Here is a 24,606-nt window from a genome sequence, read left to right as displayed (position 1 = left end):
CGGTGTCAGGGGCTTGCAGTGGCTTGCATACGCTCGCTTGCGCTGGCGTTCGCTCGCATTCGCTCGCATTGTGCCGGCAAATGTACATTGTTGCGCAATGCGGCGCAGCCCCCTGGCGGCGAGGCCGGTAAAATCGCGCCCATGTTCGCCAATTCCCGCACGATAACGTCGGCGCAGTCCGATATCCATGAGCATCTGGCCGCCCGCGTGGCGCGCCATCTGGCCGAGCCGTTCCGCAAGCCCGTGGGCGCGCCAAGCCAGCGCGCGTTCGATATGGCCATCGACGCCTGGCAGCAGGCCGGCGGGACGCCGCTGATCCTCGACGCTGGCTGCGGCGTGGGGGAGAGCACGCTACGGTTGGCGACGCGCTTCCCGGATCACTACGTGATCGGGGTGGATCAGTCGGAGAAGCGGCTGACCGCCGGCAAGGACTGGTGGGAGGCGGCGATGCCTGCCAACTTCCACTGGGCCCGCGCGGATCTGGTCGACGTCTGGCGCCTGATGCAGGACGCAAAGGTGCCGGTGGCGCGGCACTATGTGCTGTATCCGAACCCCTGGCCCAAGATCGGCCACCTTGGCCGGCGATGGCAAGGCCACGCGGTGTTTCCGGCGCTGGCGGCCTGCGGCGACTATCTGGAATGCCGCAGCAACTGGAAGATCTACATCGACGAGTTCGCCGCGGCGCTGACGATGGTGGGCCGCCCGGCAACGACCGAGGCCTGGCAGCCCGAGACGCCGATGACACCGTTCGAGCGCAAGTACGGCGCATCGGGGCAGGCGCTGTGGCGATGCGTCAGCGAGAGAACCTGAGCCCTTTAGAGGTCGTTTAAAAAAGATCCTGGCGTCGTTGCGCGGCCTTGCCGTACCACTTGTACTGTCTGCGGCCGCGCCCTTGCAGGGCGCGTATGCGCTCGTAGGCGCATACCGCTACGCAGGCGGATCGCGTGCGATCCGAAACCCCTGCTCCGCCCTAGCCAGGACCGCTTCGCTTCATTTTTAAACAACCTCCTAACCAAAAGAAAAGCCCGCTTTCGCGGGCTTTTTGTTCAATGGAACAGCGGCTGCTGGGTCGGCGCGTCCTCGGGTAGTTCGGCGTGCACGATCTCGCCCGAGCGGTCTGCGTAGAGCGGCGTGCCGCAGTCCTCGCAGTACTCGGGGTCGAACAGCGCGGCATGGCGGAAAATTTCCTCCACGCCGGCGTTACGCAGTTCCTCGCAGATCTGCTCGAGCGGGTTGCCTTTCTCCTCGGCGTCCACCTCGCCGGCCTCGCGGCCATAGACGGGCCAGACGATGCCGTAGATCACATCCTTCTCGCCGCGCATGGTGAAGCCGACGCGGTATTCCTCGACGACTTCCTCGCCAAACGATGCCACCACCGCAGCCAGTTGGCCCGCCGGGACGTCCAGCGTGCCGCACAGGTAGTTGACGGCGGCGCGCACGGTCAGCGGGCGGATGCTCTTGTCCGATTCGCGGCACGACAGGAAGAAGGCGTCCGGCAGCAGCAGTTCAAACTCGCAGCCGGGCAGCAGCACGGCCACCGACGGCTGCACCTGATTGCGCCATTGCTCCAGGCAGACCGTGCGTTCGGCGTGGTGCTCCTTGGCATCCTCCTGCCAGCGGAACAGTGCGCCTTCGTGCGGCGCCACCACCACGGCCAGCAGGTAGCGCGGATCGGCCAGGATGGGCGCCGTCTCGGGCAGGTCTTTCAGGTCGACCTTGGGCACGGTGCCGGCAAGTGCGGCCGACGCCAGCTTGTGCGTCAGCGCGAAGGTGTCGCTGTGGGTGCGCGGGAGCTGGTCGATGCTGTACAGATAAGGAGACAGTGCAACCTTGGTGCTGGTGGCCAGCACGTGCGCCTGCAGGTGCACGGCCAGGGTCTGTGCCAGTTCAGGCTTGAGCGCGCCGGAGGGAATCGCGTAGCGGGTGTGGGCCAGGATCGGCGCGGCAATCAGCAGGGCATCGTGCAATACGCCATCGATCTCGAGCGTGGCCGATTCGGCGAGCGTCTCGGCCTGTTCGGCCAGCACGTCGGAAGCATCGGCGTTGTGCTTGAACAAATGTTCCAGTGCGGCGTCCAGTGCGGTCTGGCTGCCGTTCTTCAGGAGACGGCCGAGCCGTTGCGACAGCCGCCGCTCCCAATACCCGTCCTCCATGCGACTGCCCGAGGCGTCCAGGGCGAGCGCGTCGGCCACCAGTCGCTCGGCATCGGGCGAGAGTCGGGGGGAAGACTTGGGGCGAAAACCTGCCATATGTAGAGACCGTCCGTTTTTCGTAAAACGGTATTCTACTCGCTGCGTTGACAAACACAGCGGCCCGGTGCAGGGCACGTCGCGATGGCCACGACCGATCGTGGCCGGGCGGTGCCCGGATGCGTGTCTAGGGTCGCACGCTTACTTCTGTGCGGCGGGAGCGTGGGTTTCGGTGCCGTGCTGTTCTCCGCCCATGGAAACGTCGCCACCGCCCTTGGTCAGCAGGTACAGGCAGGCGCCGGCCACGACGATGAAAGCGATGAGAATCTTAACCATGGGTGTCTCCAGTCAGGGCGGGCGCTTGAAATTCTGCTGCGCCTCAAGGGTTGAGCGCCGGGGTGAACGCCAGTAAGTACATGACGGCCGGCGGTGTGAAGGCCAGTCTGGCAGCGCAGGCTTGCGTGGAACTTACGCGAGGGGGTGGGGATTACCCGGAAGCCGGAAAGGAAAACGGCGCACCGGGTGGTGCGCCGTTGGCTTGCCGCGCGGTCCGCGCCCCCGTGGGGGCGGGCACCGATCACGTGCTGACTACGCTGCCAGCAACTGGCGCAGCACGAACGGCAGGATGCCGCCGTGGTTGTAGTAGTCGACTTCGATCGGCGTGTCGATGCGCAGCAGGACCGGCACGCGCTGCGTGTCGCCATTGGCGCGGTGGATCACCAGCACCACATCCTGCTGCGGCTTCAGCTCGCCCTCGATGCCTTCCACGTCGAACGTTTCGTTGCCGATGATGCCGAGCGACTGCACGCTGTCACTGCCCTTGAACTGCAGCGGCAGCACGCCCATGCCCACCAGGTTGGAGCGGTGAATCCGTTCGAAGCTGCGCGCGATCACGGCCTTCACGCCGAGCAGTTGCGTGCCCTTGGCCGCCCAGTCGCGCGACGATCCCGTGCCGTACTCTTCGCCGCCGAACACCACCGTGGGCGTGCCCTCGGCGACGTACTTCATGGCGGCGTCGTAGATCGACATCTCGTCGCCGGTCGGCTGGTGCAGCGTAATGCCGCCTTCCACGCGCGAGCCGTCCGCCTTCAGCGGGATCATCAGGTTCTTGATGCGCACGTTGGCAAACGTGCCGCGCATCATCACCTCATGGTTGCCGCGTCGCGAGCCGTAGCTGTTGAAGTCCGCCTTCAGCACGCCGTGCGACAGCAGGTACTTGCCTGCCGGCGACGTGTCCTTGATGGAGCCGGCCGGGGAGATGTGGTCGGTGGTCACGGAATCGCCAAACACGCCCAGGGCACGCGCGCCGCGCACGCTGGCGCTGGCTTCGCCCGGCTGCAGCGTGAAGTCCTGGAAGAACGGCGGCTCGGCGATGTAGGTGGACGTCGGCCAGTCGTAGACCTGGCCCTTGGTGCCCTTGATGGCGGCCCACAGCTTGCTCGGCTTCTTCACCTGCTCGTAGTTACCCTTGAACGTCTTGGCGTCCAGCGCGTACTTCAGCAGCGACTGGATCTCTTCCGAAGTCGGCCAGATATCGCCCAGCCAGATGTCCTTGCCGCCACGGCCCTTGCCGACCGGCTCGGTCATCAGGTCGCGTGTGACATTGCCGGCGATGGCATAGGCCACCACCAGCGGCGGCGATGCCAGGAAGTTGGCGCGGATGTTCGGGTGGATGCGTGCTTCGAAGTTGCGGTTGCCCGACAGCACGGCGGCAGCCACCAGATCGTTCTGGACGATGGCTTCGTTCAGCGCCGGGGTCAGGTCGCCGGCGTTGCCGATGCAGGTCGTGCAGCCATACGCGGTCACGCCGAAGCCGAGCTTGTCCAGGTACGGCAGCAGGCCCGTGGCGGTCAGGTACTCGGTCACCACGCGGCTGCCCGGGGCCAGCGAGGTCTTGATGTGCGGCGCAACGGTCAGGCCGGCTTCCACCGCCTTCTTGGCCAGCAGGCCGGCAGCCAGCAGCACGCTCGGGTTGGACGTATTCGTGCACGAGGTGATGGCGGCGATCAGTACGTCGCCGCTCTTCACCTTCACGCCGTCGGACGTGGTGTACTCGCGGTCCAGCTCGGCGGCGTCCTTGTTGAAGCCGTTCTCGGCCACCGGCTTGGTGAACAGCGATGCGAACGTGCTCTTGACGTTGCCGATCTCGATGCGGTCCTGCGGGCGCTTCGGGCCGGCCAGCGACGGGGCCACGGTGCCCAGGTCCAGCGACAGCGTGGTGCTGTAGTCGATGTCCCCGGCGCGCGGCACGCCGAACATGCCCTGGGCGCGGAAGTAGCCTTCGAATGCGGCGATTTCCTCTTCGGTGCGGCCCGTGCCCTTGAAGTAGTCGATGGTTTTTTCGTCGACCGGGAAGAAGCCCATCGTGGCGCCGTACTCAGGGGCCATGTTGCCGATGGTGGCGCGATCCGGGGTGGTCAGGCTGGCCGTGCCTTCGCCGAAGAACTCGACGAACTTGCCGACGACTTTCTCGCGGCGCAGCATTTCGGTGATGGTCAGCACCAGGTCGGTGGCGGTCACGCCTTCGCGCAGGCGGCCCTTCAGTTCCACGCCGACGACGTCAGGCGTCAGGAAATAGACCGGCTGGCCGAGCATGCCGGCCTCGGCCTCGATGCCGCCGACACCCCAGCCCACCACGCCGATGCCGTTGATCATGGTCGTGTGCGAATCCGTGCCGACCAGGGTGTCCGGGTAGTACACGCCTTCCTTCTTGTGCACGCCGCGGGCCAGGTATTCCAGGTTCACCTGGTGGACGATGCCGAAGCCGGGCTGCACCACGCCGAACGTATCGAAGGCTTGCATGCCCCACTTCATGAACTGGTAGCGCTCGTTGTTGCGCTGGAATTCCAGTTGCATGTTCAGGTCCAGCGCCTTCTTCTCGCGGAAGTGGTCGATCTGCACCGAGTGGTCGACCACCAGGTCCACCGGCACCAGCGGCTCGATCTTCTTGGGGTTCTTGCCCATCTTCTCGGCCACGTTGCGCATGGCGGCCAGGTCGGCCAGCAGCGGCACGCCCGTGAAGTCCTGCAGCACCACGCGTGCGACCACGAAGGGGATTTCGTCAACGCGGTCCGCGTTGGGCTTCCAGTTGGCCAGTTGCCGGACGTGTTCCTCGGTCACCTTCTTGCCATCGCAATTGCGCAGGACCGATTCCAGCACCAGGCGGATCGACATCGGCAGGCGCTCGATCTTCACGCCCAGCGCCTTGCCCAACTGGGGCAGGGAATAGTACTGGCCGCGGCCGCCGGAGCCGATCTTGAATTCTTTCAGTGTGTTATTGAGATTGTGGGGCATTGCCTGACTCCAATCGAAGGATGACGCGGGACTCGACTTCTGGACTTTCTTCTTCTTCAGACCCCGGTGCACGAAAGGGTTCCGCCGCCTGTACGCGGCGCGGCCGGAGCCCGGACGCGCACCGTTGCAACAAACTCAGAGCGACCGCGCGGCGGGTGGTCCGCCACGCGGGGTACGGCAAGGTAAGACTTTACTGCTTCGGCGCGGCCTGGGCAGCCGGCTGTTGGGCGTCGGCGGCCTGTTGCGGAGCCGCCGGGGCCATCAGCAGCGGCGTGGTCGCCGGGGCGCGCAGGGCGCCGGCTTGCGTCGGCGCGGAACCGCCGGCCTGCATGTCGGCGTTCTGGCATTCGTCAGCCAGGCGCTGACCCAGGTTCTTGTTGAACAGCATCGCCTTGCTCGGGATCACGACCAGATCCAGGCCGGACCGGGCATCGAAGTAGCGATCGGCGCCGGTGACGGTACTCTGGCGCGGCAGGCGGTAATCCTTGCCCTGCCAATGCACGGTGAGCACCTCGTCGCGCTGCATGTTGCCGCTGATATAGAGGGCGTTGCCCAGTTCGCATTGCCACTTCTCGCCCGACGGCGTGACAGCGGCTTCCGCGGGGGCGGCCTTGGCGGACTTCTTGGCAGGCGCCTTCTTGGTGGCTGCCGGCTTCTTGGCGGGTTCCTGCGCCATGGCGGTGCTGGCGGCGGTCAGGGTGAGGGCGCCAAGCAAGGTGGCAAGCACGATCTGTTTCATTATGGGTTTCCTTCCGGATTTCAAAGTAGTCAAAAAAAGCTCGTTCTAATATTGGTCCGGGCGGGGCACCGGGGGGCGCTCCGGCAACTTTCCGCCGCTATTCTCTACGATTTGTCTGACCGGGCGAAGTCCATCATTCATTGGTTACATAATCGGACGCGGATCGTTTGCCATGGGGCACATGGAGCCCGGAAAGGGCAGCTTCCGCGCGCGGCCACGTCACCTGCGCGTCGGTCCCGCCTCAGTCAAAAAACAGGTCTGCCACCGGGCCGGGCAGGCTCTTGCCCGTGGCGTGGGCGCGCTGCAGCAAAGACCAGTAGTAGCGATAGCTGGCACGGTCGTGCAACTGGCCATCATGGCGGATCGGCGCCCAATTGTTCTCGTGGGCTGCCAGCAGGATCTGGCTGGCGGCGCCAATCTCGCCGTCGCTCGGGCGGAATGCCGCCACGATCGGCGCGATCTGGCCCGGATGGATACTCCACTTGCGCAAGTAGCCAAATTCGGCGCGGGCGCGCTGGGCATCGTCGCCGGCTTGCTGGGGGTTCTGCACGTCCGTGCTGACGTTGTGCGAGGGCACCTTGCCGTGCCGGTGGCAGGCGGCGGAGATTTCCAGCATCGCGCGGCGGATCAGCGGGTGCTCGAACTGGCCGGGCGAGCGCATGGCGTCGCCCGGGATGGCGCCGTGGTGGGCGGAGACAAAGTCCATCAGACCAAAGCTCAGGCATTCCACCTGAACCAGCGCGGCGATGTCGAAGGCCTGTTCGAGTGCCGCGTGTGTCTCAATCAGCACGTGAATCGGGATGTGCCGCGCAATGCCGGCCGACTTGGCCACGTGGTTCACGTGGTCGGTGATGCGGGCCACCTCGACCACATCGGTCACCTTGGGCACGACCACATAGGCCAGCCGCGCGCCGGCCGCGGCCACCAGGATGTCGATGTCTTCGCGCCAGCTTGGGTGGGCGGGATCGTGGATGCGCACGCCCACGCGGTTGTGGGCGTTGTCGGCGCCATTGATGAGCTGTGCGCACAGCATCGCGTGCTCGCGCTCCAGGCCCACGGCGGCGCCGTCCTCGCAGTCGAACGTGATGTCGAACACGGGGCCAAGCTCTTGCTGCAAGGCAAGCGACTTGCGCATGAGCTTTTCGCTGCCGGCATAGTGGTCACACACCGGCAACTGGACCGGAATGGCTTCGCCCTGGAACAAGACCTCGGATGGATGCACGTTGAATACGTATGAAAACAGGGGTTAATGAGAAGACAAAGTCGATGCCCAAGAAAAAACCGGGGTCCGCGCCGATTTTCGAATCGATGCGGGACCCCGGTTTTTCATGAGCGGGAAGCTCCGGAGATCAGCCCAGCAGGTGTTGCACGCCGGCACGCTCTTCTTCCAGTTCCTTGAGCGTGATGTTGATCTTTTCCTGGCTGTAGGCGTCGATTTCCAGGCCCTTCACGATTTCGTACTTGCCGTTGGCGGTGGTCACGGGGAAGCCGAACATCACATCCTTCGGAATGCCGTATTCGCCGTTCGACGGGATACCCATCGTGACAACCTTGCCGTTCGTACCCAGCACCCAGTCGTGCACGTGGTCGATGGCGGCATTGGCGGCCGAGGCAGCCGACGACAGGCCGCGCGCCTCGATGATGGCGGCGCCGCGCTTGCCGACGGTCGGCTGGAACACGTCGTTGTTCCAGACCTGGTCGTTGATGATGTCCTTGACGTTCTTGCCGTCGACGGTGGCGTAGCGGTAGTCGGCGTACATGGTCGGGCTGTGGTTGCCCCACACGAACAGCTTTTCGATCGACGACACCGGCTTGCCGGTCTTGGCGGCGACTTGCGACAGGGCACGGTTGTGGTCCAGGCGCAGCATCGCGGTGAAGTTCTCGCGCGGCAGGCTCGGGGCCGACTTCATGGCGATGTAGGCGTTGGTGTTGGCCGGGTTGCCCACCACCAGCACCTTCACATTGCGGCTGGCCACTTCGTCCAGTGCCTTGCCCTGCACCGTGAAGATCTGGGCGTTGGCTTCGAGCAGGTCCTTGCGTTCCATGCCCTTGCTACGCGGACGGGCACCCACCAGCAGGGCCACGTCGACGTCCTTGAAGGCGACCTTGGGGTCGTCGGTGATGACCACGCCAGCCAGCAGCGGGAACGCGCAGTCTTCCAGTTCCATCACCACGCCCTTGACGGCGGCCTGGGCTTGCGGGAGGTCGAGCAGTTGGAGGATGACCGGCTGATCTTTGCCGAGCATGTCGCCGTTGGCGATGCGGAACAGCAGGGAATAGCCGATCTGGCCAGCGGCGCCGGTGACTGCGACGCGCATTGGGGCTTTAGCCATGAGTAATTCTCCAAACGAAAAGAGGGGGAAACCGGTCGGCGGCGGCCGCGGATAGGGGGCGGCGCGTCACCGGGTGCTGGTCGCGTGTCGCCACGGGGCAGGCGGGCATCCGCCGGGAGCCCGCGGCATTGCCCGTGGCCGGCGACAAGGAGCGCGCGAGCCATTTGCATGCGTCGAGGGCGACAAGGCGTAAGTCTACTACTGCTGCGTGGTGTGCCGCATCCGGACGGATTCGCGAGCAGGGTTTTGAGCTCCCTGGGCGGAAGTCGGCCAGCGGCGGCTCCGCGGACTGCGCGAGTGTAGGGCGGACCCTGATTGATGTCAATTCATATGTCTTATATAAGACATAAGACATTTCATAGCGCGCTGGACGCGATTCTCGCTTTTGTGGTGAAATCCGGCCTATGTCATCCCTGCCTACGCCCTTGTCCGCCGCGACCAACCCTGGCGCGCCGGAATCTGGCACTGCCCCGAGCAGTGCCGGGGCGCAGCCGTCCGCGAATTCCCCGTCGTCCCTGCCTGCCGCGCAGGGCGTGCCAGCCGGCGCCAATCCGTCGCCGACGTTCAGTCCCCTGTACCAGCAGATCAAGGCCCTGATCACGCAGAGCCTGCAATCCGGCGAATGGAAGCCGGGCGACATGATCCCCAGCGAGATGGATCTGGCCGCCCGCTACAAGGTCAGCCAGGGCACGGTGCGGAAGGCCATCGACGAACTGGCCGCCGACAACCTGGTGGCGCGCCGGCAGGGCAAGGGCACCTTCGTCACGACGCACTACGAGGATGTGGTCAAGTTCCGCTTCCTGCGGCTGGTGCCGGACGAGGGCGAACCCCATTACGGCGCTAGTCGCGTGCTGGAGTGCAAGCGGCTGCGCGCACCGGCCGAGATTGCCCGGCTGCTGGATATCCGCACGGGTGATAGCGTGGTGCAGATCCGCCGCGTACTGACTTTTTCGAATGAAGCCACGGTGCTGGATGAAATCTGGCTGCTGGGCGCGAACTTCAAGGGCCTGACGGCCGAGAAGCTCAACGAGTGGAAGGGCCCGATGTACGCGCTCTTCGAAGCCGAGTTCGGGACGCGGATGATCCGCGCCACGGAAAAGATCCGGGCCGTCGGTGCCGATAATACGGCGGCGGAGTTGCTCTCCGTGGAGCCGGGCTCGCCGCTGCTGTCGGTGGAACGTGTGTCGTTCACCTATGGCGATCGTCCGGTGGAGGTTCGCCGCGGACTGTATGTCACTGCGCGGCACTATTATCAGAACGACTTGAGTTGATGACCGGAAGCGATGGACGGGCAGGGCGGCGTGCCGATTGTTGCGGCATGTGGCGACGCTTGTGCCTACCATTGCGGATGGCGAGTGCAATCGCCGGAAATGCCTCGTCCGGCTATCGTGCGTGAATTGTTGCGTGCGATTGTCGGGCACGCCGGATTGGTGCGCGATAGCTGAAAATTATTGGTGCGCTGCGCAACAAAGGCGCTAAAATCATCGGGATTTGCTCCAGTGCATCCATTTGCATCCAGCGACACCCACGCGCAGGATCCAAACCAGTGCGTCCACGGTACCTGCTGTGGCGCATGTATGCAATCCGGGGCAATGGCAGTTTCGTTCTTTTGCAGTTTTTTTCTTACCGCAAATGGGGTCTCGCATGGCTGAAGCCGTCAAACAAGCCAGGCCGGAGTTCCGGAACATCGGTATCGCGCAAATCTCGCGCTACCGGTTGCCCTGGGCCGGCAAGGTATCCATCCTGCATCGTGTCAGCGGTGCAATGATGTTTCTCCTCCTTCCTTTCGTTCTGTACCTGTTTGAGCAGAGCGTCACCTCCGAACTGAGTTTCGCAAAGTTCTCGGCCCTGCTGTCCAACGGCTTCGTCAAGCTGGTGATCCTGGCGCTGATCTGGGGTTATCTGCATCACTTCTGCGCCGGCATCCGTTTCCTGCTGCTCGATGTGCACGTTGGCGTATCCAAGCCCGCGTCCGCCAAGTCTGCCGTATCCGTGCTGATCGTCAGCCTGCTGCTTACCCTGATTTTCGGGCTGAAGCTTTTCGGCCTGTTCTGAGGAGAATCAAGTGGCAAATAACAATATCGGTCCCAAGCGTCTCGTCGTCGGCGCGCACTACGGTCTGAAAGACTGGCTCGCGCAACGCGTCACCGCCGTCATCATGGTGATCTTCACCGTGGTGCTCGCCGCGGTGTATCTCGCCTTCGGCAATCCTTCGTACGAAGGCTGGTCGGGTCTCTTCGCCAATCAGTGGATGAAGATCCTGACGTTCCTCACCATCCTCTCGCTGCTGTTCCACGCCTGGATCGGCGTACGCGACATCTGGATGGACTATGTGAAGCCGATGGCCGTGCGCCTCGTGCTCCAAGTTCTTACGATTCTGTGGCTCGTCGGTTGCGCGGGCTACGCTGCTCAGATTCTCTGGAGGGTGTAATAAATGGTCGCAGTCAAGACTGGATTGCCGCGTCGTCGGTTCGACGTGGTCATCGTCGGGGCGGGCGGCGCCGGGATGCGCGCATCCCTCCAGCTCGCAGAAGCCGGCCTGAACGTGGCCGTGCTGTCGAAGGTTTTCCCGACCCGCTCGCACACCGTTGCGGCGCAGGGCGGCATCGGTGCCTCGCTCGGCAACATGAGCGAGGACAACTGGCACTATCACTTCTACGACACGATCAAGGGCTCCGACTGGCTGGGCGACCAGGACGCCATCGAGTTCATGTGCCGTGAAGCGCCGAATGTCGTGTACGAGCTCGAGCACTTCGGCATGCCGTTCGACCGTAACGCCGATGGCACGATCTACCAGCGTCCGTTCGGCGGCCACACCGCCAACTACGGCGAGAAGCCCGTGCAGCGTGCCTGCGCCGCGGCCGACCGTACCGGTCACGCGCTGCTGCACACGCTGTATCAGCGCAACGTTCGCGCCAAGACCCACTTCTTCGTCGAGTGGATGGCGCTGGACCTGATCCGCGACGAGGACGGCGACGTCCTGGGCGTGACCGCGCTGGAAATGGAAACCGGCGAAGTCTATATCCTCGAAGCCAAGACCACGCTGTTCGCGACCGGCGGTGCCGGCCGGATCTACGCGGCTTCCACCAACGCCTTCATCAACACCGGTGATGGCCTGGGCATGGCGGCGCGCGCCGGCGTGCCGCTGGAAGACATGGAATTCTGGCAGTTCCACCCGACCGGCGTGGCCGGCGCGGGCGTGCTGATCACGGAAGGCGTGCGCGGCGAGGGCGGCATCCTGCGTAACAAGGATGGCGAACGCTTCATGGAGCGCTATGCGCCGACGCTGAAGGATCTGGCGCCGCGTGACTTCGTCTCGCGCTCGATGGACCAGGAAATCAAGGAAGGCCGTGGCTGCGGCCCGAACGGCGACTACGTGCTGCTCGACCTGACTCACGTCGGTGCCGAGACCATCATGAAGCGCCTGCCGTCGATCCGCGAGATCGGCATGAAGTTCGCCAACGTCGACGCGATCAAGGAACCGATCCCCGTCGTCCCGACCATCCACTACCAGATGGGCGGCATTCCGACGAACTTCCACGGGCAGGTGGTGGTGCCGAAGAACGGCAACCCCAACGAGGTCGTCAACGGTTTCTACGCGATCGGCGAATGCTCGTGCGTGTCGGTGCACGGCGCCAACCGCCTGGGCACGAACTCGCTGCTGGATCTGGTGGTGTTCGGTCGTGCGGCCGGCAACCACATCATCGCCAACGCCTCGAAGCAGAAGGAACACAAGCCGCTGCCGGCAGATGCCGCCGATCGCGCCATGTCGCGCCTGGCCAAGCTGCAGGCAACGTCCTCGGGCGAGTACACGCAGGACGTGGCCAACGACATCCGCCGCAACATGCAGTCGCATGCCGGCGTGTTCCGGACGCAGAAGCTGATGGACGAGGGTGTCGAGCGCATTCTGGAAGTGGCCGAGCGCGCCAACAACATCCACCTGAAGGACAAGTCGAAGGTCTTCAACACCGCGTTGGTGGAAGCCCTCGAAGTGGCCAACCTGGTGGAAGTGGCCAAGGCGACGATGATCTCGGCCGCGGCCCGCAAGGAATCGCGCGGCGCCCACGCGCACAGCGATTTCCCGAACCGCGACGACCAGAACTGGCTCAAGCACACGCTGTTCTACAGCGAAGGCAACCGCCTCGACTACAAGCCGGTGAAGATGGAGCCCCTGACGGTGGAATCCGTTCCCCCGAAGGCCCGTACCTTCTGAGCACCGCATCGTAGAGAAAACAGGACCCACAGAAATGAAGCGTATTTTCGAAGTCTACCGCTACGATCCGGACAAGGACGCCGCACCCCGCATGCAGACCTACGAGGTGGAACTCGACGGTCACGAGCGCATGCTGCTGGACGCACTGGTCAAGCTGAAGAAGCTGGATGAAACCATCTCGTTCCGTCGCTCGTGCCGTGAAGGCGTGTGCGGCTCGGACGCGATGAACATCAACGGCAAGAATGGCCTGGCCTGCCTGACGAACATGCGCGAGCTGCCGGACCGCATCGTGCTGCGTCCGCTGCCCGGCCTGCCCGTCGTGCGCGACCTGATCGTCGACATGACGCAGTTCTTCAAGCAGTACAACTCGATCAAGCCGTTCCTGATCAACGACGAGCCGCCGCCCGAGAAGGAGCGTCTGCAATCGCCGCAGGAGCGCGACGAGCTGGATGGCCTGTACGAGTGCATTCTGTGCGCCAGCTGCTCCACGTCGTGCCCGTCGTTCTGGTGGAACCCGGACAAGTTCGTCGGCCCTGCCGGCCTGCTGCAGGCTTACCGCTTCATCGCGGACAGCCGCGACCAGGCAACCAACGAGCGTCTGGACAACCTGAACGACCCGTACCGCCTGTTCCGCTGCCACAGCATCATGAACTGCGTCGACGTGTGCCCGAAGGGTCTCAACCCGACCAAGGCCATCGGCAAGATCAAGGAACTGATGGTCCGCCGCGCGGTATAAGGGCGCGGTATAAACTGCCTTCTGCCACCACGCAGAGCCAGCGCAGTGCCGTAGTTTGCAGTTGATGTAGTCGATGTAAGCGGCGCGTCAGCCCGGTGAGGTATATCGGGGGGCGCGCCGATCGCAAGAAGGCTGACCATGAGTCTTTCCACCACTTTCTCCCATCAGGCCGATCCGCACAAGCGCGCCCGTCTTCGCTGGCGTGCCCGCCGCGGCCTCCTGGAGAACGACATCATCGTCGAACGTTTCTTCAACCGTTACGAGGAGAGCCTGTCCGATCAGGATGTGGCATCGCTTGGCGAGCTGTTCGAGCTGAGCGACAACGAGTTGATGGACCTGCTGCTTGCCCGCAAGGAGCTGGACGGTGAGCTCGACACGCCCCCGATGCAGCGGGTCCTTGGCCTGCTGCGTTCGGTCTGAGTTTGGTCAACACTATTATTCACAGCATTTGAAGGAACCGACATGACGCCGTCCGATGTGAAAGCCACGCTATCGTTTTCCGATGGTTCCCCCAGCGTTGAGCTGCCGATCTACAAGGGCACTGTTGGCCCGGACGTGATCGACATTCGCAAGCTGTACGGACAAACCGGCAAGTTCACCTATGACCCGGGGTTCATGTCGACAGCTTCGTGCAACTCGAAGATCACCTACATCGATGGTGACAAGGGCGAACTGCTGTATCGCGGCTACCCGATCGAGCAACTGGCACAGAAGTGTGATCACCTCGAAACCTGTTACCTGCTGCTGAAGGGCGAGCTGCCCAACGCCAAGCAGAAGGAAGAATTCGTAAACAGCGTGATGAACCACACGATGGTTCACGAGCAGCTGCAATTCTTCCTGCGTGGCTTCCGCCGCGATGCCCACCCGATGGCCGTGCTGACGGGCCTGGTGGGTGCCATGAGCGCGTTCTACCACGACGCCATGGACATCGACGATCCGCACCAGCGCGAGATCTCGGCCATCCGCCTGATCGCCAAGATGCCGACCCTGGTCGCCATGGCTTACAAGTACAACATCGGCCAGCCTTACATCTACCCGCAGAACGACCTGTCCTACTCGGGCAACTTCATGCGCATGATGTTCGGCACGCCGTGCGCCCCGTACACCGTGAACCCGGTGCTGGAGCGCGCGCTGGACCGCATCTTCATCCTGCACGCCGACCACGAGCAGAACGCCTCGACCTCGACGGTGCGCCTGGCCGGTTCGTCGGGCACGAACCCGTTTGCCGCCATCGCCGCCGGCGTGGCCTGCCTGTGGGGTCCGGCCCACGGCGGTGCGAACGAAGCCGCGCTGAAGATGCTGGAAGAAATTGGCAGCGTCGACCACATCAACGAGTTCATCCGCCAGGTGAAGGACAAGAACTCCGGCGTGCGTCTGATGGGCTTTGGCCACCGCGTGTACAAGAACTACGATCCGCGCGCCAAGCTGATGCGCGAAACCTGCCATGAAGTGCTGAACGAACTGGGCCTGCACAACGACCCGCTGTTCAAGCTGGCCATGGAACTGGAAAAGATCGCGCTGGAAGACGAGTACTTCGTGAGCCGCAAGCTGTACCCGAACGTGGACTTCTACTCGGGTATCGTGCAGCGCGCGCTGGGCATCCCGACCTCGCTGTTCACCTGCATCTTCGCCCTGGCACGTACGCCGGGCTGGATCTCGCAGTGGGAAGAGATGATCACCGATCCGGAATACAAGATCGGTCGCCCGCGCCAGCTGTTCAACGGCAACGCCGCCCGCGACGTGCCGGATATGGCCAAGCGCTGATCCTCGGGCGGCACTCGCCGCCTTGCAGTGCAGCAAATTCGAACGCCCCGGCTTGCCGGGGCGTTTGTTTTTGGGTTGCAACAGGTTGCGTCATCCTGGTCACGTCATCGTATGTGTCATGCACAACGGTTGGGAATGTGCCTTTTAGCGGTGATTCATGCTGAAACAGGGTTGCACCTCTCGGTATTAGTTGTCGGTTTTTCCGCAAGTGCGGGGACTTTCACCCCATCCGGTTGCAACTTCCCTCTATAATGCGGGCTGCTTTTCCGACCGGCAGCCGGGCCACCCTTCCGGTGCGTCGAGTTTGGAAAGCGGGGCAGGCGAAGCGCTTGCGCAATAGAGAACGCATCACAACGTTGTCTTTCCGAACTTTGGGCGTCACGGGTATCCGGGACGCTGACACATGCCGGGCCCCGCACGCTTCACTTGTCTCTATCGCAGGCCCGTCTTCCGCTTCGGGTCTTCTCTCCGCCATCTCCGGCGGACGCTCCCCGCGGGTGTTGTTCGATTGCGCTGGTCATGCCGCCTCTGCCCGGAATGACCCATACATAATCGAGGAGCTCCTGATGACGCTGTCCCGTCTCACGTCCACTGCCATGGCCGCCGTGCTCGCCACTGCCGGCGCAACTGCTTTCACCTCGGCGAACGCCGAAACCGTCAAGATCGCCATCGCCGGCCCCATGAGCGGCTCGGTCGCCCAATACGGCGACATGGTCAAGGCGGGCGCCCTGACCGCCATCGAACAGATCAATGCAGCGGGCGGCGCCGGCGGCAACAAGCTGGAAGTGGTGCTGATGGACGATGCCTGCGAGCCGAAGCAAGCCGTGGCGGTGGCCAACAAGATCGTCAGCCAGGGCATCCACTACGTGATCGGTCATGTGTGCTCGGGTTCCACCATTCCCGCATCGGACATCTACGAAAACGAAGGCATCGTGATGGTCACGCCGTCGGCCACCGCGCCGCAACTGACCGAGACGAAGAAGCGCAAGTTCGTCTTCCGCACGATCGGCCGCGACGACCAGCAGGGTCCGGCAGCCGCCCAGTACATCATCGGCAAGGTCAAGCCCAAGAAGGTCGCCGTGCTGCACGACAAGCAGTCGTACGGCCAGGGCATCGCCAGTTCGGTGAAGAAGGACCTGGAAGCGGCCAAGATCCCCGTGGCGGTATTCGAAGGCATTAACGCCGGCGATTCCGACTACTCCGCCGTCATCACCAAGCTGAAGGCGCAAGGCGTGGACTTCGTCTACTTCGGCGGCTACCACCCGGAAATGGGCCTGCTGCTGCGCCAGGCGCGCGAGCAGGGCGTGAAGGCGACCTTCATGGGTCCCGAGGGCGTGGGCAACAAGGACGTGACCGCGATTGCCGGCCCGTCGTCGGAAGGCATGCTGGTAACGCTGCCGGCCGACTTCTCCGCCGACCCGGCCAACGCCGGCCTGGTGAAGGCCTTCGCCGACAAGAAGCGTGACGCCAACGGTCCGTTCCAGATGCCTGCCTACGCCGCCGTGAAGATCATTGGCGACGCCATCGCCGGCGCCAAGAGCACGGACCCGGCCAAGGTGGCGGCGTATATGCACAAGAACGCCTTCCAGACCCCGATCGGCAAGGTCGAGTACGACGATCGTGGCGACCTGAAGTCGTTCAAGTTCGTCGTCTACACGTGGCACAAGGACGCCACGAAGACCGCCGCCAACTAATCCGGCGCCACTCCTGGCAAACGCCCCGCTCGCGACCCGGCGAGCGGGGCGTTTTGGTATCGGTTCGATGTCGGCTTGCCGCCACATGACGGCGGCCAGCGCGCCGCATCGGGCTCTCCGATCCAAAAGGTCCCTCGCATGAACGAATTTCTTCCACAGTTCACCCAGCAACTGGTCAATGGCCTGACGCTGGGCGCGATCTATGCCCTGATCGCCATCGGCTACACGATGGTCTACGGCATCATCGGCATGATCAACTTTGCCCACGGCGAGATCTACATGATCGGCGCGTATGTGGGCCTGGTCACCCTGACCGCCATCGGCGCGCAGGCCGGCTATCCGCTGCCGCTGGTATTGGGCGCGGCGCTGCTTGTTTCCGTTGCCGTCACGGGCTGCTACGGCTTTGCCGTCGAGCGCGTGGCGTACCGCCCCTTGCGCGGTGGGCCTCGGCTGGTGCCGCTGATCTCCGCCATCGGCATGTCGATCTTTCTCCAGAACTATGTCCAGATCGGGCAGGGCGCACGTGACGTTTCCGTGCCGCTGCTGATCTCGGGTGCCATCGAATTCCAGATGGGCGGCGACTTCACCGTGACCGTGCCGTATTCGCGCCTGCTGATCGTAGGCGTGACGCTGGTGCTGATGGTGGCGCTGACGCTGTTCATTGGCCATTCCCGGATGGGCCGCGCCTGCCGCGCGTGCGCCGAGGACATGCGCATGGCCAATCTGCTGGGCATCGATACGAACCGGGTGATCTCGTTCACGTTCGTGCTGGGCGCGATGCTGGCCGCCGTCGGTGGCGTGCTGATCGGCCTGACGATCGGCAAGCTCAATCCGTTCATCGGCTTCATTGCCGGCATCAAGGCTTTCACGGCCGCGGTGCTGGGCGGCATCGGCAGTATCCCGGGCGCCATGCTTGGCGGCGTGCTGCTCGGTCTGGCCGAGACCTTCGCCTCCGGCTACATGCCGGCCGAATACAAGGATGTAGTCGCCTTCGGCCTGCTGGTCCTGGTGCTGCTGTTCCGTCCGACCGGCCTGCTGGGCAAGCCGGATGTGGAAAAAGTCTGAGGGGAGCGCAAGATGACTAATCAGATTTCGGCAACGCCGGCCGGCCGCACACCGGCGGCCAACGGGGCCTTGCCTGGGCAGACGCTCAAGAACGCCGTGACGGCAGCCGTGATGACGGCGATCCTCACCATCCCCGTCCTCGGCCTTCAGTTGAAGCTCGACGGATATAAGGTCGTGCTGGAGTCGCACTGGCGTCCGGTCTGGATTGCCGTGGCCGCGGTGTTCCTGTTCCAGCTGTTCAAGCCGATGCTGACGCGCGCACGCAGCGCCGTGAAGCTGCCGACGCTGCCCGCGATGGGTGCGCAGCAGCAGCGCACCGCCGTCTGGGTGCTGCTGGCCGTGGGGCTGGTGTTCCCGTTCTTTGGCTCGCGCGGCGCTGTCGACGTGGCCACGCTGGCGCTGATCTACGTGATCCTGGGCCTGGGCCTGAACATCGTGGTCGGCTACGCCGGCCTGCTCGATCTGGGCTATGTGGGCTTCTATGCGGTGGGTGGCTACACCTACGCGCTGCTCAACCAGTACTTCGGCCTGACGTTCTGGGAATGTCTGCCACTGTCCGCCGGCCTCGCTGCGACGTTCGGCTTCATCCTTGGCTTCCCGGTGCTGCGCCTGCGCGGCGACTACCTGGCCATCGTGACGCTGGGCTTCGGCGAGATCATCCGCCTGCTGCTCAACAACCTGACCAGCCTGACCGGTGGCCCGGATGGCGTGTCGGGCATTCCGAAGCCGAGCGTGTTCGGCATCGAGATGGCGCGCAGCGCTAGCGTGGAAGGCGCGAAGACGTTCCATGACCTGATCGGCATTCCATACGCCGGCCAGCACATGGTGATCTTCCTGTACCTGCTGGCGCTGCTGCTGGTGGGCTTCACCCTGTTCGTGACCAGCCGCCTGATTCGCATGCCGATGGGCCGTGCATGGGAAGCGTTGCGCGACGACGAGATCGCCTGCCGCTCGCTGGGCCTGAATCCCACGCGCATCAAGCTTTCCGCATTCACGCTGGGCGCCTCCTTCGCGGGTCTGGCCGGTGCGTTCTTCGCGGCGCGCCAGGGCCTGGTCAATCCGGAGTCCTTCACGTTCATCGAGTCGGCGCTGATCCTGGCGGTGGTGGTGCTGGGCGGCATGGGTTCGCAGCTGGGCGTGATCCTGGCGGCGATCCTGCTGACCGCGCTGCCCGAGGTGGCGCGCGATTTTGCCGAGTACCGCATGCTGATCTTCGGCCTGGTGATGGTGCTGATGATGATGTGGCGTCCGCAGGGCCTGCTGCCCGCGAGCCGTCCCCACGTGGAGTTGCCGCAATGAGCGCGGAAATGCTGAAAGTATCCGGCCTGCAGATGCGCTTTGGCGGTTTGCTGGCCGTGGACGGCGTCGATTTCGATGTGCGTCGCGACGAGGTCTTTGCCATCATCGGCCCCAACGGCGCGGGCAAGACCACGGTATTCAACTGCGTGGGCGGCTTCTACAAGCCCACGGCGGGCGAGGTAACGCTCGACGGCCACGCGATCGCCGGCCTGCCGAGCCACCTGGTGGCACGACGCGGCCTGGTGCGTACGTTCCAGAACATCCGCTTGTTCAAGTCGCTGACCGTGGTGGAAAACCTGCTGGTCGCGCAGCACCTGCAGGTCAAGTCGGGCTTGCTGCGCGGCCTGCTGGCCACGCCGGCCTATCGTCGCGCCGAGCGCGAAGCGCTGGAGCGCGCCGCCGAATGGCTGGAGCGCATGGGGCTGACGTCGGTGGCCAACCGCGAGGCGGGCACGCTGTCGTACGGTCATCAGCGGCGGCTGGAGATCGCGCGCTGCATGATCACCCGGCCGCGCCTGCTGATGCTGGACGAACCGGCCGCCGGCCTGAACCCGCAGGAAAAGATCGAGCTGCAACAGCTGATCGACCGCCTGCGCCACGAGTTCAACATCTCCGTGCTGCTGATCGAGCACGACATGAGCCTGGTGATGGGCGTATCGGACCGCATCATGGTGATGGAGCACGGCCGCCCGATCGTGACGGCCGCGCCGGACGAGGTGCGCAACGACCCGCGCGTGATCAAGGCCTACCTGGGAGAGGACTGATGCTGAAGCTGGAACAGGTCCATACCCACTACGGCGCCGTCGAGGCGCTGTCTGGCGTATCGATCGAAGTCAACAAGGGGGAGATCGTCACCCTGATCGGCAGCAACGGCGCCGGCAAGACGACGCTGATGATGACCGTGTGCGGATCGCCGCGCGCCTCGGGCGGCCGCGTGCTGTTCGAGGGGCAGGACATCACGCGCCGCGACACGCACGAGATCATGCGCATGGGCATGGCGATCTCGCCGGAAGGGCGCCGGGTGTTCCCGAGCCTGACCGTGCTGGAAAACCTCAAGATGGGCGCATTCTTCGGCAGCCGCCATGAGATCGAGGCCGGCATCGAGCACGTGTTCAAGCTGTTTCCGCGCCTGAACCAGCGCTCGGGCCAGCGTGCCGGCACGATGTCCGGGGGCGAGCAGCAGATGCTGGCGATCGGCCGCGCGCTGATGAGCCGTCCGCGCCTGCTGTTGCTGGACGAGCCCACGCTCGGCCTGGCACCGCTGATCATCGCGCAGATCTTCGACATCATCCGCACCATCCGTGACGAGGGCGTCACGGTCTTCCTGGTGGAGCAGAACGCCAACAAGGCCCTGCAAGTGGCGGATCGCGGCTATGTGCTGGAAACCGGCCGCGTGGTGCTGGCCGATACCGGCGCAAACCTGCTGGCGAACGACCGCATTCGCAGCGCCTACCTCGGCGGCTGATTCCGGCCCCCGATCCCGCCGTACCGCCGTCGTGCCCCGTTTGTGGGCACGGCGGCGCTTCCTCAGCTCGTCCGCTTCCTCCGCTTCCTCCGCGTTCCGGGCCGCCCGCCTGGGCCGTGCGCGTTGCCACCTTTTCGCCATCTGCGAAATCCCCCTTTCGCCAATGACCGCCGCAGGTCGCGTCCGGCGCACCCGTTCCGGGCCGGCGCACATGGCATAATCGATTGCGATGTCAAGCAATCACCGGCGACGCGGGAAAAGCAGCACAATAGTCTGCTTGCCCGCGATGGCATCCGGAAAAAACAAATCCCCTGCAAACCAACGCGCGGATCTGCGCCGTTCCTGTCCGGACGGTCGGTCTGCCCCCTCGCATCATGGCCAAGACGCTCTACGACAAACTCTGGGATGACCACACCGTCCACGTCGAGGAAGACGGCACCACGCTGCTCTACATCGATCGCCACCTGCTGCACGAAGTCACCAGCCCGCAGGCGTTCGAGGGGCTGAAACTGGCGTCGCGTCCGGTCTGGCGCATCAGCGCGAACCTGGCCGTGTCCGACCATAACGTGCCGACCACGGACCGCTCGCAAGGCATCGCGGACCCGGTGTCGAAGCTCCAGGTCGATACCCTGGACGCCAACTGCGACAGCTTCGGCATCACCCAGTTCAAGATGAACGATCACCGCCAGGGCATCGTCCACGTGATCGGGCCGGAGCAGGGCGCCACGCTGCCGGGCATGACCGTGGTCTGCGGCGATTCCCACACCAGCACGCATGGCGCGTTCGGCGCACTGGCGCACGGCATCGGCACCTCGGAAGTGGAGCACGTGCTGGCCACGCAGACGCTGCTGGGCAAGAAGGCCAAAAACATGCTGATCAAGGTGGAAGGCAAGCTGCCGCGCGGCTGCACCGCCAAGGACATCGTGCTGGCCATCATCGGCAAGATCGGCACGGCTGGCGGCACGGGCTTCACCATGGAGTTCGCCGGCTCGGCCATTCGCGACCTGACCATGGAAGGCCGCATGACGGTCTGCAACATGGCGATCGAAGCCGGCGCCCGCGCCGGGCTGGTTGCCGTGGACGACACCACGCTGGAATACGTGAAGAACCGTCCGTACGCGCCGCAGGGCGTGGAATGGGAGCAGGCGGTGGGCTACTGGCGCACGCTGCATTCCGACGATGGCGCCCACTTCGACAAGGTCGTGGAGCTGCGCGCCGAGGATATCCGCCCGCAGGTGACCTGGGGCACGTCGCCGGAGATGGTCGTCAGCATCGAAGACCGCGTGCCGGACCCCGAGAAGGAAAAGGACCCGAACAAGCGCAACGCCATGGAGCGCGCGCTGGAATACATGGGCCTGCAGCCGAATGTGCCGATCGAAGCGATTAACGTCGACAAGGTGTTCATCGGCTCCTGCACCAACAGCCGTATCGAGGACATGCGAGCCGCCGCATGGGTGGTGCAGAAACTCGGCCGCAAGGTGGCGTCGAATGTGAAGCTGGCGATGGTCGTGCCGGGCTCGGGTCTGGTGAAGTCGCAAGCCGAACGCGAAGGGCTGGACAAGGTCTTCAAGGCCGCCGGCTTTGAATGGCGCGAGCCGGGCTGCTCGATGTGCCTGGCCATGAACGCCGACCGCCTGGAGGCGGGCGAGCGCTGCGCGTCTACCTCCAACCGGAACTTCGAAGGCCGTCAGGGTGCGGGCGGACGTACCCATCTGGTCAGCCCGGCGATGGCCGCCGCAGCCGCCATCGAGGGTCATTTCGTCGATATCCGCAAGCTCGGCTGATCGGGCGGGTCAACCACGACTTTCGAATAGAGAGAACATGAAAAAGATCGTGATCACGCTGCTGGCATGCCTGGGCATGCTGCAATTGGCTGGCTGCAACACGATGGCCGGACTGGGCAAGGACACGCAGGCGGCGGGCCGCTCGCTCGAGAACGCTGCCAAGAAGTAAGGACACCACCATGGAAAAGTTCACCGTACACAGCGGCCTCGTGGCGCCGCTCGATCGTGAGAACGTCGATACCGACGCGATCATCCCGAAGCAATTCCTGAAGTCGATCAAGCGCACGGGCTTTGGTCCGAACCTGTTCGACGAATGGCGCTACAAGGACGTCGGCCAGCCCGGCCAGGACAACAGCAAGCGTCCGCTGAACCCGGACTTCGTGCTGAACCAGCCGCGCTACCAGGGCGCGTCGGTGCTGCTGGCACGCAGCAACTTCGGCTGCGGCAGCTCGCGCGAGCATGCGCCGTGGGCGCTTTCGCAATACGGCTTCCGCGCCGTCATCGCGCCGAGTTTCGCCGACATCTTCTTCAACAACTGCTACAAGAACGGCCTGTTGCCGGTGGTGCTGACCGACCTGCAGGTCGATCACCTGTTCAACGAGACCAATGCGTTCCCGGGCTACAAGCTGACCATCGACCTCGACAAGCAGGTGGTGCTGACGCCGGGCGGCGAGAGCTATTCCTTCGATATCGCCCCGTTCCGCAAGTACTGCATGCTCAACGGATTTGACGACATCGGCCTGACGCTGCGCCAGTCGGACAAGATCAAGGCGTACGAAGCCGAGCGCCTGACGAAGATGCCGTGGCTGGGCAATCGCCTGGTTGGTTGAAGACACACTACGAATACAGGAAGACAGATGAAGATTGCAGTCCTGCCGGGTGACGGCATTGGTCCCGAGATCGTCGCCGAAGCCGTCAAGGTGCTCAACGCGCTCGACGAGAAATTCGAAATGGAAACCGCGCCGGTGGGTGGCGCTGGCTACGAGGCCGAAGGCCATCCGCTGCCGGAGAACACCCTGAAGCTGGCAAAGGAAGCCGACGCGATCCTGTTCGGCGCCGTGGGCGACTGGAAGTACGACAGCCTGGAGCGTCCGCTGCGTCCGGAGCAGGCCATCCTGGGCTTGCGCAAGCACCTGCAGCTGTTCGCCAACTTCCGCCCGGCGATCTGCTATCCGGAACTGACCGGCGCCTCGAGCCTGAAGCCCGAGCTGGTGGCGGGCCTGGACATCCTGATCGTGCGCGAGCTGAACGGCGACATCTACTTCGGCCAGCCGCGCGGCCTGCGCGAAGCCCCGGACGGCCTGTTCAAGGGTCATCGCGAAGCCTTCGACACGATGCGCTACAGCGAGCCGGAAATCCGCCGCATCGCGCACGTGGCGTTCCAGGCGGCGGCCAAGCGCGGCAAGAAGCTGTGCAGCGTGGACAAGGCCAATGTGCTGGAGACGTTCCAGTTCTGGAAGGACATCGTGATCGATGTCAGCAAGGAGTATCCGGACGTCGAGCTGTCCCACATGTACGTGGACAACGCCGCGATGCAACTGGTCAAGGCGCCGAAGAGCTTTGACGTGATCGTCACCGGCAACATGTTCGGCGACATCCTGTCGGACGAGGCCGCCATGCTGACGGGTTCGATCGGCATGCTGCCGTCGGCATCGCTGGACGCGAACAACAAGGGTTTGTACGAGCCGTCGCACGGCTCGGCACCGGACATCGCCGGCAAGGGCGTGGCCAATCCGCTGGCCACGATCCTTTCCGCCGCGATGATGCTGCGTTACTCGCTGAACCGCGCCGAGCAGGCGGATCGCATCGAGAATGCCGTCAAGAAGGTGCTGTCGCAGGGCTATCGCACGGGCGACATCCTGACGCCGGGCTGCAAGCAGGTTGGCACCCGCGAGATGGGCGAAGCGGTGCTCGCCGCGCTGTAAAGCGGCGTCGGCTTGGCAGGGCGGCTTCGTGTCGAGGCGTCCTGCCGGCCGGCCCCCCCGGTTCCCCCGGTTGGCAGCGCATTTTTCACAGGTTTGTCTGCTGCGG

At 64.2% G+C, this 24,606-nt stretch carries 23 protein-coding genes; 17 read left to right on the top strand and 6 right to left on the bottom strand.

Going from position 1 to position 24,606, the window contains the following annotated elements:
• Positions 1–141: 141 nt before the first annotated feature.
• Complete coding sequence (locus BLR29_RS03440) at positions 142–810, top strand: tRNA (guanine(46)-N(7))-methyltransferase TrmB (protein WP_176860864.1); 669 nt, start codon at positions 142–144, stop codon at positions 808–810.
• A gap of 236 nt (positions 811–1,046) precedes the next feature.
• Here the strand turns inward: BLR29_RS03440 and BLR29_RS03435 are convergent, their stop codons facing one another.
• From BLR29_RS03435 to BLR29_RS03415, 6 genes are all read right to left on the bottom strand, one after another.
• Complete coding sequence (locus BLR29_RS03435) at positions 1,047–2,249, bottom strand: DUF2863 family protein (RefSeq protein WP_092134610.1); 1,203 nt, start codon at positions 2,247–2,249, stop codon at positions 1,047–1,049.
• 141 nt (positions 2,250–2,390) lie between these two features.
• A complete protein-coding gene (locus tag BLR29_RS32755) occupies positions 2,391–2,525 on the bottom strand; it encodes a hypothetical protein (protein ID WP_255371071.1) in 135 nt (44 codons plus the stop codon).
• Between the two features lie 252 nt (positions 2,526–2,777).
• Positions 2,778–5,483 (bottom strand): aconitate hydratase AcnA, encoded by a 2,706-nt coding sequence (gene acnA / locus BLR29_RS03430; protein WP_092134609.1) that lies wholly within the window; start codon positions 5,481–5,483, stop codon positions 2,778–2,780.
• Between the two features lie 190 nt (positions 5,484–5,673).
• Complete coding sequence (locus BLR29_RS03425) at positions 5,674–6,222, bottom strand: hypothetical protein (RefSeq protein ID WP_092134607.1); 549 nt, start codon at positions 6,220–6,222, stop codon at positions 5,674–5,676.
• 241 nt (positions 6,223–6,463) lie between these two features.
• The gene (locus BLR29_RS03420) at positions 6,464–7,444 is read right to left on the bottom strand and encodes an HpcH/HpaI aldolase/citrate lyase family protein (protein WP_092134606.1); all 981 of its coding nucleotides are present in this window, start codon (positions 7,442–7,444) and stop codon (positions 6,464–6,466) included.
• Positions 7,445–7,571: 127 nt separating this feature from the next.
• Positions 7,572–8,555 (bottom strand): malate dehydrogenase, encoded by a 984-nt coding sequence (locus BLR29_RS03415; RefSeq protein WP_092134604.1) that lies wholly within the window; start codon positions 8,553–8,555, stop codon positions 7,572–7,574.
• 404 nt (positions 8,556–8,959) lie between these two features.
• On the opposite strand from BLR29_RS03415, the gene BLR29_RS03410 reads away from it, so the two are divergent.
• From BLR29_RS03410 to leuB, 16 genes are all read left to right on the top strand, one after another.
• Positions 8,960–9,826: a GntR family transcriptional regulator gene (locus BLR29_RS03410; protein ID WP_092134602.1), complete on the top strand. Its 867-nt coding sequence runs from the start codon at positions 8,960–8,962 to the stop codon at positions 9,824–9,826.
• Positions 9,827–10,199: 373 nt separating this feature from the next.
• On the top strand, positions 10,200–10,610 hold the full coding sequence (gene sdhC / locus BLR29_RS03405; RefSeq protein ID WP_092134601.1) for a succinate dehydrogenase, cytochrome b556 subunit: 411 nt from the start codon (positions 10,200–10,202) through the stop codon (positions 10,608–10,610).
• A gap of 10 nt (positions 10,611–10,620) precedes the next feature.
• The gene (gene sdhD / locus BLR29_RS03400; protein ID WP_092134599.1) at positions 10,621–10,986 is read left to right on the top strand and encodes a succinate dehydrogenase, hydrophobic membrane anchor protein; all 366 of its coding nucleotides are present in this window, start codon (positions 10,621–10,623) and stop codon (positions 10,984–10,986) included.
• A 3-nt stretch (positions 10,987–10,989) separates the two neighbouring features.
• Entirely contained in the window at positions 10,990–12,768 is a 1,779-nt protein-coding gene (gene sdhA / locus BLR29_RS03395) for a succinate dehydrogenase flavoprotein subunit (RefSeq protein WP_092134597.1), read from the top strand.
• Between the two features lie 34 nt (positions 12,769–12,802).
• On the top strand, positions 12,803–13,504 hold the full coding sequence (locus BLR29_RS03390; RefSeq protein WP_092134596.1) for a succinate dehydrogenase iron-sulfur subunit: 702 nt from the start codon (positions 12,803–12,805) through the stop codon (positions 13,502–13,504).
• Between the two features lie 138 nt (positions 13,505–13,642).
• Positions 13,643–13,924, top strand: a complete 282-nt coding sequence (locus tag BLR29_RS03385; RefSeq protein WP_092134594.1) for an FAD assembly factor SdhE — start codon at positions 13,643–13,645, stop codon at positions 13,922–13,924.
• A 42-nt stretch (positions 13,925–13,966) separates the two neighbouring features.
• Positions 13,967–15,268 (top strand): citrate synthase, encoded by a 1,302-nt coding sequence (gene gltA, locus BLR29_RS03380; RefSeq protein WP_092134593.1) that lies wholly within the window; start codon positions 13,967–13,969, stop codon positions 15,266–15,268.
• 566 nt (positions 15,269–15,834) lie between these two features.
• Entirely contained in the window at positions 15,835–16,962 is a 1,128-nt protein-coding gene (locus BLR29_RS03375) for a branched-chain amino acid ABC transporter substrate-binding protein (RefSeq protein ID WP_092134591.1), read from the top strand.
• A gap of 138 nt (positions 16,963–17,100) precedes the next feature.
• Positions 17,101–18,027, top strand: coding sequence for a high-affinity branched-chain amino acid ABC transporter permease LivH (gene livH, locus BLR29_RS03370; RefSeq protein ID WP_092134590.1), 927 nt, complete (start codon positions 17,101–17,103; stop codon positions 18,025–18,027).
• Between the two features lie 12 nt (positions 18,028–18,039).
• Positions 18,040–19,326 (top strand): high-affinity branched-chain amino acid ABC transporter permease LivM, encoded by a 1,287-nt coding sequence (locus BLR29_RS03365; RefSeq protein WP_369804550.1) that lies wholly within the window; start codon positions 18,040–18,042, stop codon positions 19,324–19,326.
• The gene (gene livG / locus BLR29_RS03360) at positions 19,323–20,090 is read left to right on the top strand and encodes a high-affinity branched-chain amino acid ABC transporter ATP-binding protein LivG (RefSeq protein WP_092134588.1); all 768 of its coding nucleotides are present in this window, start codon (positions 19,323–19,325) and stop codon (positions 20,088–20,090) included. Before BLR29_RS03365 ends, livG begins: the two co-directional genes overlap by 4 nt.
• A complete protein-coding gene (locus tag BLR29_RS03355) occupies positions 20,090–20,791 on the top strand; it encodes an ABC transporter ATP-binding protein (RefSeq protein ID WP_092134586.1) in 702 nt (233 codons plus the stop codon). The genes livG and BLR29_RS03355 overlap by 1 nt, the downstream gene beginning before the upstream one ends.
• 374 nt (positions 20,792–21,165) lie before the next feature.
• Positions 21,166–22,575 (top strand): 3-isopropylmalate dehydratase large subunit, encoded by a 1,410-nt coding sequence (gene leuC / locus BLR29_RS03350; protein ID WP_092134585.1) that lies wholly within the window; start codon positions 21,166–21,168, stop codon positions 22,573–22,575.
• A gap of 37 nt (positions 22,576–22,612) precedes the next feature.
• Positions 22,613–22,744 carry an entericidin A/B family lipoprotein gene (locus tag BLR29_RS03345; RefSeq protein ID WP_092134583.1) on the top strand — a complete coding sequence of 44 codons (132 nt, stop codon included), beginning with the start codon at positions 22,613–22,615 and terminating at the stop codon, positions 22,742–22,744.
• A gap of 10 nt (positions 22,745–22,754) precedes the next feature.
• Complete coding sequence (gene leuD / locus BLR29_RS03340) at positions 22,755–23,405, top strand: 3-isopropylmalate dehydratase small subunit (RefSeq protein WP_092134582.1); 651 nt, start codon at positions 22,755–22,757, stop codon at positions 23,403–23,405.
• 27 nt (positions 23,406–23,432) lie between these two features.
• The gene (gene leuB, locus BLR29_RS03335) at positions 23,433–24,500 is read left to right on the top strand and encodes a 3-isopropylmalate dehydrogenase (protein ID WP_092134580.1); all 1,068 of its coding nucleotides are present in this window, start codon (positions 23,433–23,435) and stop codon (positions 24,498–24,500) included.
• Positions 24,501–24,606: the final 106 nt, after the last annotated feature.

Origin of the sequence: Cupriavidus sp. YR651 (assembly GCF_900101625.1) — a bacterium.
Taxonomy (GTDB): domain Bacteria; phylum Pseudomonadota; class Gammaproteobacteria; order Burkholderiales; family Burkholderiaceae; genus Cupriavidus.
Note: the sequence above shows the minus strand (reverse complement) of the source record. Positions and strands in the feature narration are given on the sequence as shown.